At 29.0% G+C, this 11204-nt stretch carries 8 protein-coding genes; 7 read left to right on the top strand and 1 reads right to left on the bottom strand.

Annotation, left to right across the window (positions count from 1 at the left end):
• Positions 1-156: 156 nt before the first annotated feature.
• Complete coding sequence (locus MOSC01_RS0103965) at positions 157-2157, bottom strand: pullulanase (protein ID WP_010321496.1); 2001 nt, start codon at positions 2155-2157, stop codon at positions 157-159.
• Between the two features lie 300 nt (positions 2158-2457).
• Here MOSC01_RS0103965 and MOSC01_RS0103960 point away from each other — a divergent pair, with 300 nt between their 5' ends.
• The 7 genes from MOSC01_RS0103960 to MOSC01_RS0103930 all read left to right on the top strand — a co-directional run.
• Positions 2458-2685, top strand: a complete 228-nt coding sequence (locus MOSC01_RS0103960; RefSeq protein WP_029513127.1) for a hypothetical protein — start codon at positions 2458-2460, stop codon at positions 2683-2685.
• Positions 2678-4492 carry a transcription termination/antitermination protein NusA gene (nusA, locus tag MOSC01_RS0103955; protein ID WP_010321494.1) on the top strand — a complete coding sequence of 605 codons (1815 nt, stop codon included), beginning with the start codon at positions 2678-2680 and terminating at the stop codon, positions 4490-4492. The genes MOSC01_RS0103960 and nusA overlap by 8 nt, the downstream gene beginning before the upstream one ends.
• Positions 4493-4501: 9 nt before the next feature.
• On the top strand, positions 4502-4792 hold the full coding sequence (locus MOSC01_RS0103950; RefSeq protein ID WP_010321493.1) for a YlxR family protein: 291 nt from the start codon (positions 4502-4504) through the stop codon (positions 4790-4792).
• A complete protein-coding gene (gene infB / locus MOSC01_RS0103945) occupies positions 4759-6558 on the top strand; it encodes a translation initiation factor IF-2 (protein WP_010321492.1) in 1800 nt (599 codons plus the stop codon). Before MOSC01_RS0103950 ends, infB begins: the two co-directional genes overlap by 34 nt.
• Before the next feature lie 11 nt (positions 6559-6569).
• Entirely contained in the window at positions 6570-6917 is a 348-nt protein-coding gene (locus MOSC01_RS0103940; protein WP_010321491.1) for a ribosome-binding factor A, read from the top strand.
• Between the two features lie 642 nt (positions 6918-7559).
• Positions 7560-10493 carry a DNA polymerase III subunit alpha gene (dnaE, locus tag MOSC01_RS0103935; protein WP_010321490.1) on the top strand — a complete coding sequence of 978 codons (2934 nt, stop codon included), beginning with the start codon at positions 7560-7562 and terminating at the stop codon, positions 10491-10493.
• Positions 10494-10516: 23 nt separating this feature from the next.
• Positions 10517-11204, top strand: a 688-nt coding sequence (locus MOSC01_RS0103930) for a 5'-3' exonuclease (RefSeq protein ID WP_010321489.1), incomplete at its 3' end; no start/stop codon positions are given.

Here is an 11204-nt window from a genome sequence, read left to right as displayed (position 1 = left end):
TTTCTTTTTTCCATGATACTCCAAAAATAAAAAAATGCAACTATAATATTATTATACTATATGTTGCATTTTTATCTTCGATTTAGGAAAAACCAGTTTTGACTGGTTTTTTTAGTTTTTTTTAAAATTCAAAGCAAATTTTAGGACTAAAGTTTTTTAGATTTTTTTCATAAGCAAAAGTGACTGTCGTTTTTGAATAATATTTTGACTAAATTGTAATTTAGAATTAAAAATAACATCAAAATCTTCAAAATTATAGTCATAAGAATTGCTTGAAAAATTATGAATCACTTTAATAATTTCGTTTTTAATTTGGATGTTAAAAATTATTAGTCCTTTTTTATTATCAACAGTTTCAAATTTTATAGAATCACAAATTGCTTGATTATTTGGCAATTTAAAAAACTGGGTTTTCTGACGAAATTCGTTAATTTTTGCTAAAAAATTAAAAATTTTAGTTTTAATTTCGCTAATTTCAAGAAGGCTAAAATCAAGACCGTTAGTAAAATCGGTGGTTTTATTTGAATAAAAATCAAGAAATTTATTGGCCTGAAATGGAAAAGGTGGTTTTGTTGAGTTTAAATTAAGATGACAATTTGAATAACTAGCGCCCGAAAAATCGCACGCTTTTGAAAAGGCAAACTCAGTTCCTGAACTTAAAAGAACTTTTCCTTGAACAAATAAAACCATCATTAATGCTTGACGGTAAGTCTCGATAAAGGCGTTTTTCGTTAGTCCTGAAGCAGTTGTTAAAATTTTGTCAGCCAAAGTTGGGCCATCATATGAAGTTATATAAGAAACATTTATACTAATATCGTTTGCAAAAAGGTCATCTCTTCTACTTGAGTGAAAAAAATCGCCAAAATTAAAATCAAAAATACCACCTGGAATTAATGAGACATATGAAGCAAATTTTGAACTATTTTTTGACAAAATTAGACCTTTATCACCAGGAACATTAGATCCGCGAATAACGTTAGAAAGCCCGTTATTTAAATAAGCAAAATTAAAATTATTAGAACGACTAGTTTTTTCAGTTCGATTTTTATGTTGTAAATCAGTTTTTTTACAAAATTTACCAAACAAGATAATGTTAGGATTTATTTTTTTCAGTTCAATACTTATAATTTCAAGCGATTTTTTATCAAAATACGAAGCTGCATCAAAGCGAAAACCATCAACTTTATAGTATTTAACAAAGAAAATAAGTGAGTCTAAAATTAACCTAAATGCCATTGGTTTTTGTGAATCAAGAGGTGGAAATTGGGAAGGAAAAGACAAAGCCTCATCGCGATAAAAATAACCACGGGCAACATCATCTAAAATAGATTTGCGAAAAGTTTGACTAAAAGCAACATCAAGAATAATTCCAATATTTTTTTTGTGAGCTGAGTCAATAAATGTTTTAAATTCTTTGATTTTTAAATACGGGTCAACCGGGTTTGACGAATAACTTGAATTAATTGAAAAAAAACCAAGTGGATCATAGCCCCAATTATAGTTTGTAAAATGACCTTTTCCTTGTCCTTTTTTAAGAATTGAAATATTTTTTTGACTAAAAGTGTAACAAGAATGAACTGGCAATAATTGCAAAAAATTAAAATTTAAGCCTGATAAATAATCAAAAATTTTCTGATCTAGAGCCCCAAGAAAAGTTCCTGGATTTGCTATGTTTGAATTTTTGGAACTAAAATCACGAATATTTAATTCATAAATTAGCGCATCACTCAGCGGATTTTTGGTTTGAAATGATAATTCTGAAGGACTTGCGCCAGCTTGAGGTGAATAAATATCAATTAAATAACTTTTTGAAACTTCATTTTTAGTTCAATCAAAAGGACAAATGCTGTATGAATAAGGATCAAGCGCTTCGGTTATTTTTGAATCACGGTGTTCAATTAGTAAATTATAAAGATATCCGTGAAATTTTTCGTCAATTTCGCAAAACCAAACATCAGATCGCTTTGTCATTGCGATTATTTCGGTTGGATTAGTGTCTTGAAAATTTTCATAAATTGCAAAGTGAACCCGCGTTGCATCAGGTGATCATAAATAAAATTCAAAACGGTTTGAATTAAAAATTAAGCCTAGCGGTCCTCAATATGATTCACCGCGCGAATTTTTTCTAATTAAAGCAGTATCATAATTAATAAACATATTTACTATAAAAACCCAAAAAAGTGCTAAAATAAACGATAAATCTAGAAGTTGTTATAATACTTATGTTGAAAAAATACAAAACTTCTATAAATGAGCTAAAAAAACATATTTTTAAATTATAACATAACAGCTAAAAATCATTTACTTTTAATTTTTTATTTTAAAAAAATTTAAACGTTGTATAATTATTTTAGCCTTTATAAAATTAACATTTCAATAAAAGGTTGTCCTTGTGACGACTTTTTTGTTTTAAACCCAACAAACTTTATTGAAAACATTCGAAAAAAAGGAGATAATTTGAATTTAATACAAAGGTTAAAAAATGAATTTAATGATATTTTGTCAATTAATTTTGTTTTAGAAGACGGGCTGAACTATTTAAGAATTGTTACAAATTATAATTCGCTTGATCAAGTTGAAGAGATTTCTGTAAAAATTTCTGAATTTATTGATAAAATTGAGTCTAGTGAAAAAAATTTTATTTTAGAAGTGCTTTCAAGAGGGCAGGATTACCAAGATGAATAGGAAAAAAGAAAAAGTTACTAAAATTAACCCAAGAGATAATGCAAGATTAATTGTTCAATCAATTAAGGAGGTTGCTAAAAACAGCGAGTTATCGCTAGATAGAGTTGTTGATATTTTCCAAGAAGCTATTGAATTTGTTATATCACGAAAAATCGACCCTGATGCGCATATTGTAATTGAAGCTAATCTGGAAGATTCAAATTTTAAAGTTTTTAATACAAACGGAATTGTTGTTGAAGATACTTATTTTGATGAGCTGACAAATGAAGAAAAAATTAATGAATCTATTTCATTTATTTTAGTTTCTGATGCAAAAAAAGTCGACGAAAATGCCCGTGTTGATGACATTTTTTCAATTGAACTTGACCTTACAGCTTTTGAACAATGACTTTTTACAGCAATCATGCATACTTTTAAACAAAAAATTTCTGAAATTGTTCGTAATAATGTTTTTAATAAATATTCTTTATTAAAAAATCAGGTTGTCTCTGCGACAATAACAAACAAAATTTCAGCTGGTTACATTTTTGAAATTGATGATGACAAAGTTTCTGCTTTTATGCCAAGTCATTATGCAACTGGAAATAATTTAAAAATTGGTTCACGTCATGAAGTTGTTATTGAAAATGTAACTAAAAATACAAAACAGTCACAAGTTGTCGTTTCATCAAAATCAGTTCAACTTGTTAAGAAAAAAATAATTGATGCAATTCCTGAATTACAATCTAAATATCTTGAAATAGCTTCAATAGCGCGAATTCCTGGTGAAAAATGTAAGGTTGCAATCCGAAAAACTGATGATGCTGAAGCAAATGACATTTCAGAAATTGGCTCAGTTGTTGGCGAAACCGGTTCAAGAATTTTTGCAATTACCCAAGAACTTGATGGCGAAAAAATTGAAGTTATTAAATATGATGACAATATAATTCAATTCATTGTAAATGCAATGTCACCTTCAAAAGTTATTTGCGTTAAAGAGTTCAAAATAAGTCATAAATTACGGCGTTTTACCGTAGTTGTGCCTGATTTTCAACATAGTCTTGCTATTGGAAAAAACGGTTCAAATGTAAAATTAACAGCCGATTTAACTCGTAGTCAACTTCAAATTTTACCTTATTCTGCAGTTCTAAAAGACAATAATTTCCAAATTGAGTGAAACGGAAATGTTAAAGATCACCAAGAGCTAATCGATCTCAAAAACGAATATATGCAACGTCAACAAAGTCGCGCTTATCAAAATAAGTGAAATTCATATAGTCGACCTAATAATAGTTTTGACTCAATTTTGCAGCAATTTGAATCAGATATTCTCGAACTTGAAAAACCTTATGGGGTTGAGAATGAATTTATACCTAGAAATAAAGTAAAATCTACTAAAATTCAGCCAGAAATTACTAAACCCGCTAGTCCTTTGAAACAATCAGCAACTAAAAATAAACCTTCAAGCAAACCCATTAATAAGCAAGAAAATAAACCAAATTACTCAAATTATCAATCAGATTCAATAGAAAATTCATATTCTTTTTCAAATGTAAATCAAAAAAAATTTTTTGATGCTGATTCTTTGTTTGATTCAGCCGTTAATGAAGCAATTAGCGAAAATGAATTAATCGACAAACAACATTTAGAAGAAGAAGGCAAAAAACAAGACCAAAAAACTCCAAAAGTACAAGTTAATTCTCAAACCGAAGAAAATAGCGAATCATATATCGAAAATGAAAAACAGATTAAAAATTTCAAATCAGATGATGATCTTGTAAAATACACCGGTGTTGATGATATTGATATTGACGATTTTGACTTTTAAGGTAGCAAAATGAAAAATCACACAAGAAAATGTATAGTTGATCAAAAAGTTTATCCTATAAATAATTTAATTAGGTTCACTTATATTAATCAAAAATTAATTATTGATAAACATTTTGATAAAAAAATTGGTGGCAGGGGCGCTTACATTTTCAATGATTATGAAAAAATTCAATTTGCGATTAAAAGAAAACTTTTTAATCGCGCTTTTAAAACAAATATTTCCCCTTTTGCTTACCAAAATTTAGCAATCGAGGTAGAAAACTTATGAAAAAACCGCAAAAACGAATCTCAAATGTAGGCGACATTAAGGCTCAACTAAAAAATGTTGAAACTAAAGTTCACAATGGCGTTTTCCTCTTTTCGGGAATAATGACAATTAGCGAACTTTCAGAAAAAATTAATGTCTCTGTTAATGAAATTATTACTTATTTTTTCAAACAAGCAAAAATGTATAATTTAAATCATAGTCTATCTGAAGATGAAATTGCCGAAGTTTGTCTTGAATTTGGACTTGATTTTAAAAAAGAAGTCCAAATTGATGCATCAAATTTCATGGAAGAAGTAAGTATTAAAGACGATTCTGATCATCTTAGCCACCGCCCTCCAATTATTACGGTTATGGGTCATGTCGATCACGGGAAAACAACACTTCTTGATTTTATTAGAAAAACTAATGTTGCAAAAAATGAGCGCGGCGGAATAACCCAACACACCGGTGCTTATCAAGTTAATTTTGAAGACAATATTATCAATTTTATTGACACCCCAGGTCATGAAGCCTTTACACAAATGCGCGCTCGTGGGGCAAAAGTTACCGATATTATCGTGCTTGTTGTTGCCGCTGATGATGGAGTTATGCCTCAAACTAAAGAAGCTATCAGTCATGCTACTGCTGCAAATGTGCCTATTATTGTTTTTGTTAATAAAATGGACAAACCTAACAAAGACATTGATCGAATCAAAAATGAACTTTCAGCATTAAATATTGTCACCGAAGAATGAGGAGGAAACAATATTTTTGTCTACGGTTCGGCTCTAACTGGACAAGGAATTGATGAACTTTTTCGGTCTATTTTACTAGTTGCTGAAATACTTGAACTAAAGGCGAACAAAAATCGCTACCCAATTGGAACCGTTATTGAAGCAAAACTTCACCATAATAAAGGAACAATTGCAACTCTAATGGTGCAAAATGGAACTTTGATGGTTCGAGATTTCATTGTTGCTGGTTGTCAATACGGTCGAATTCGTTCACTTGAAGACACAAATGGTAAGCCAATTAAATTTGCTCCTCCGGGAACTCCGGTTATTGTCACAGGTCTAAATTATGTTCCTGAAGCTGGTGATAAATTTTTTGGCTTTCATGAGGAAAAATTTGCCAAACAACTTGCATTAGAAAGAAGACAATCTGAAAAACTTTCAAAAACAAAAGCCCAAACTAGTCAACAAACAAAAGAAAAAACCTTAAATATTATAATCAAAGCCGATGTAACTGGAATTGCTCAAGCTTTGCATTCAACAATTGAACAACTTGCTTCAAAACATGTTCATATTCACATTTTACACTCTGGAGTTGGGATTATTAACAAAGCCGATATTTTGCTAGCCCAAACTTCAAATTCAACTATTTACACTTTTAACCTCCAAGTTCCGCCAGCAATAAAAGCGCAAGCTAAACAAGCTCAAGTCGAAATTCGCGAGCACACTATTATTTATAAAATAGTTGATGAAATTAAAAAGCAAGTTCGAAGTATGCGTGAAATCAAATATGAACTTCAACATATTGGTACTGCTAAAATCATTGCTAAATTTTGATTCTCAAAAGTCGGTTCAATTGCCGGATGTAGCGTTGTTAGTGGAAAATTTGTTGAAAATTGCAAAATTGAATTGTGAAGAAATTCCAAATTAATTCACTCAGGAAAAATTGAATCACTTCAGCGTGATAAAAATCCTGTAAAAGAGGTAACAATTGGAAATGAATTTGGAACACACATCTACAAATTTGATGACATCGAAATAGGTGATGAACTTAAATCTTTTATTGAAGTTGAAATTGATAACTAAAGGAGAAAATTATGTCTGTTAGTCATGAAAAACGGCAAACTTATTATCACCAGTTGATTTCAAAAATTATCGACTCAAATTTTTCTGAAAGAATGCCAATTGCTGTAAATTGAGTCCGTCTTTCAGGTGATAATTCTCATCTTTTTGTCTATTTAGAGTTTGAATATGATGAAGATAAGTTTCTAGCCGAAATTATTAAAGCTGAAAAATTTATAAGACTCAAATTTGGAAATCAACTTGAGGGCTTTAAAGTTCCAGAATTACACTTTAAACTCGATCCTGTTGCAAAACGTGTCGATGAAATGGACAAAATTTTTGCCAGAATTAAATCTGAAGATGAAAATAACGACAAAAACTAACTATTTTAAAAATTTTTCAGTGAATATAAAATATTTAAACTACTTTTTAGTTTAAAACACTGGCAAAAATCAATTTATGGATAAAATAACAAAAACCATAAAAAAATACAACTACTATTTAAACTCAATGTAAAAAGAAAACTCGTTTTTATTTACATTGAGCCTAAAAAAATATATGAAGTTTTGAAAGAGCAATAATTAAAAGCCGTAAATTTGTAGATTTCTAAACGGTTAAATTTAAGGCGTTCCATTATATTTAAAGCCATAATGGAAAAAATGGCATTATCTAGGTTTATTGTGCCAAAAACATAACTAATTCCCCCTTAATTCAATATTAAAATTTATTAATTATTCTTAGTGAGACTTATTATAACTCAAAATTTTTTTAAACCAAGCATTTTTTTTTTTTTTTTTCAAAAGGTTAATTTTAAAATAATAAAAATTAAAGATTTTAGTCTCAAAAACACGGATTTACCGGTATTTTTACGTATTTATATCCACTAAAAGTGAATTTTTGCCACCAAACTGGAAACTCAGGACTTTGTATTTTAAAAAGTTTTCCTAAGAACATTCATTTATTTTTTGACATTTTTTCAAAAAATAAATGATTTTTTTTAAATTTAAAATAAAATTACTTTAAATATGAATCTAATAAATTTACACACAAGAAGCGAATATACATTTTTATCATCAACGATCAAATTAGACTCACTAATTGATTTTGCGCTCAAAAATAATCTAAAAACATTGGTGCTAACAGATTTTAACACAATGTTTGGGGTTCCAAAATTTTACAAATTATGTAAGGAAAATGGGATTAATCCTGTAATTGGCCTTGAAATTGAAATTGAAAAATTTCATTTTATTTTGCTTGCAAAAAACTATTCAGGTTATGTTTTTTTGTCGACAATCTCGACCAAAAAAACAAAAAATGAGGACATTTTTCTTAGTGGCTTGCAAAATCAAGATAATTTAATTATTATTGATCACCCCAAAAAAGGTTTTTACTGTCAAAAAAAGGTCCAATTATCAACACTTTTAGGCCAAAATAATTTAAAAAACTACTATATTGTCGAAAATAATCCCAAAATTAGTAATGCAATTTACGTTCAAGAACGAAATGTGCTTTATGCATCAGAGAAAATTTATCTAGAAGCCCTTTACAAAATCAAAGGCGAAATTTTTGATACAGGCCAAAAATTGTACGATTTTAATGACTGAGAAGTTGAGATTGAGACTGAAATTATTAAGAGAACAAACGCCCTAGTTGAAAATATTAAAATTGAATTTCCTAAATTTGGAATTAATTTGCCAAATTTAGATCCAACAGGCCAAAGTGATCCTGATATTATTTTAAAAAATGTTTTAATAGAAGGAATAAATAAAAAAAGAACTGAACTTGAAAATTACAACTGATCCTCAAGACTACAGTATGAATATAAAATAATTTCTGAGCTTAAATTCAGTAACTATTTTTTGATAATTTGAGATTTACTTAAATGAGCTAGAGAAAATAATATTCTAATTGGGCCAGGTCGAGGTTCAGCTTCTGGATCGCTTATTGCTTATTTATTAGATATTACCGCCGTTAATCCTTTAAAATACAACCTAATTTTTGAAAGGTTTTTGAATCCTAAACGAATTTCAATGCCCGATATTGATATTGATATTCAAGATACTCGTCGAAATGAGATAATTGATTATCTTTTCCAAAAATACGGTCCAGAACATTGTGCGACAATTATCACTTTTTCGACACTTGCGGCCAAAAGTATTTTTCGCGATATTTCAAAAGGATTTGGTATTCCAGAGGCTCAAATTAATAAAAATGCTAAATTAATTAGTGCAAATATGACACTGGCTCAACTTTATCAAAATACTAAGTCCGAATTTTACAAATTAATTGAAAAAGGTGATAATTTTCAAGGCCAAGACAACAGTGCAATTTACAAAAAAATCTATGAAATCAGTGTCTTTTTGGAAGGAATGCCCCGTCAGTCCTCAACTCATGCAGCCGGAATTGTGCTTTCAAAAACGCCAATTTCTCAACTAGTTCCGCTTCATTATTCAAAGGAAAATCTTAATCAGATTCAGTATTCTGCTGAATTTATTGAAGATTTTTCACTTTTGAAAATTGATCTTTTAGGTCTAAAAAATTTAACTATTGTGGCAAATATTCTTGCCAAAATTAATAAAAAAGGTCACAATTTGCAATTTAACCAGCTTCCAATCTATGATAAAAGTGCAAATAAGCTTTTATCTGAAGGAAAAACAAGCGGAATTTTTCAACTAGAATCGCCCGGAATGACAACAAGTATTAAAAAAATCGGCGTAAATTCAATTGATGACGTTGTTGCGGTAATTTCGCTTTATCGACCTGGCCCAATTAAGCAAATTCCTACCTATGCAAAAAACAAAGAAAGTGGAAATTGGCCTAAATATTTTGCTGAATATGACAAAATTCTTGAGTCAACTTTTGGAGTTATTATTTACCAAGAGCAAATTATGGAAATTTGTCAAGTTGTTGCAGGTTTTGATCTGGCTCAGGCAGATATAATTCGCGTTGCTATTTCCAAAAAAGATGAATCAAAACTGGAACAAATTAAGAAACACTTCCTTGAAGGAGGTGCTAAATTAGGCCGTGATCCTAAATTAGTCGCTGAAATTTATGATAAAATTTTTGAATTTGCTGACTATGGTTTTAATAAAGCCCACGCGGTTGCTTATGCAAATTTAGCCTATAAAATGGCTTATTTAAAAGCTAAATTTCCCCTTTATTTTTTTGCCGAACTTATTTCAAATGAAAATGGTGCTCACGCAAATATTAAAAAATATGCCCAAGAAGCACAAAATTTTGGAATTCAGATTTTGCAGCCAAATATTAACTTTTCGTCCCACATGGCGACTTATTCTGAACAAAATAACACGATTTACCTCCCACTTTTAATGATAAAAGGTCTTGGAACAATCGCGATTAAATCAATTATTGACGAACGTGAAAAAAATGGAAAATATAAGTCTTTCCTTGATTTTATAAGACGAATGAAAATAATTAATTTTTCAAAAGTTGCAATTGAAAAATTAATTTTTGCAAATTCACTAAAGGAATTTGCAAATCAAGAAACTTTAACTCATAATTTAGATTTGCTCTGAAATCATGCCACTTTAGTCTTAACTGATAAAGACGGAAATTTGGTAGCGCTTGAAAATAATAGCGAAACTGAATCAAATTTGCTTGAAAAACTACCTTATAATGAAGATGAAAACTACAAAAATGAAATAAAATATCTCGGAATGTCTTTTATTGAAAAAAAACAGACACAAGTTGTTGCAAATCAAATTCCACTTAAAGATTTGAGAACTAATAATGAATATTTATTATATCTTGAGTTAAAAAAAGTAAAAGAATATGTTACAAAGAATGGCATTACACTTTATTATCTAACTCTAACAGATGGAGAAACGACAATCGGTGTCTATTCAAAAAATTCGGATTATTATTCCTTTAAATTAGGAGAAAACTATAAATTTAAATTATTGCTAAAAGATGATGGAAAATATACAATAAAAAAATAAATTACAGAATAAAGTTGACAATTATGAATAAAAAAATTTTGCTAATTGATGGAAATTGACTTGCTTTTAAGTCATTTTTTGCTGGATACTACGGAAATCAGTTAATTAATTCTAAAGGTGATATGACTTTTGCAATTCATATTTTTTTTAATACTGTTTTTAAATTAATTAAACTTGTTGAGCCAAACAATATCTATTTTGCATTCGATTTTGGCTCAACAACAAATCGCCATCAAAGCTATCCTGATTACAAAAAAGGTAGACAAAAACCGCCTGAATCTTTGTTTCTCCAAATAGATATAATCAAAAAAATCCTTAGTTTATCAGGGTTTTTTTGATCACAGGACAGCGAATTTGAGGCTGATGATTTAATTGCATCTATGCAAAAAATAATAAGAAATAGCGAGCCTGAAACAGAAATTTTCATTTTTAGTTCAGATCAGGATTTACTACAATTAGTTGATAAAAAAACAACTATTATTAATAAAATTAAAAATAATTCTATTAATGCAGTTAATTTGGAAAATTTTCACCAGAATTTTGGAATTAATCCTGAGCAAATTGTTGATTTTAAAGTTTTAGCGGGTGATAGTTCAGATAATATTAAGATAATTGATGGCCTAGGAGCAAAAGGCGCAATAAAATTACTTGAAAAATATAAAAATGTAGATAACATTTTGGAAAATCTTGATAAAATAAGTACAAAATTAT

This window comes from Mesomycoplasma ovipneumoniae SC01, assembly GCF_000218525.1.
Taxonomy (GTDB): domain Bacteria; phylum Bacillota_I; class Bacilli_A; order Mycoplasmatales; family Metamycoplasmataceae; genus Mesomycoplasma; species Mesomycoplasma ovipneumoniae_A.
Note: the sequence above shows the minus strand (reverse complement) of the source record. Positions and strands in the feature narration are given on the sequence as shown.